Genomic DNA, 245 nt, shown 5'->3' with positions numbered 1-245 from the left:
AAAGCCATCGTTATCGTCATCACATTCTTGGTAGGCTACGGGTGTGGCTACTGGTGATGGTAATGGGTTGACTCTTAGGTCTAGGGTGATGGTGTCGTAACAACTTGTAAGGTCTATTGAGGCTCTTACATAGATGGTTTGGGCATTAACAACATTGGTGTATAGTGTTGGTAATGGGTTAACTGCGGCATCGGCATCGGCTTGGGTTAGGTAATAGCTTAGGGTGATGCCTGTTTGTCCATTTA

At 45.3% G+C, this 245-nt stretch carries 1 protein-coding gene; it reads right to left on the bottom strand.

Going from position 1 to position 245, the window contains the following annotated elements:
- A partial coding sequence (locus ACVC08_RS00515; RefSeq protein WP_452600559.1) for a hypothetical protein occupies window positions 1–245 on the bottom strand: 245 nt, incomplete at both ends.

It is taken from the genome of Pontimicrobium sp. MEBiC06410 (assembly GCF_053601615.1).
The sequence above is the reverse complement of the archived record's forward strand: the minus strand, read 5'-3'. Positions and strand labels throughout refer to the sequence as shown.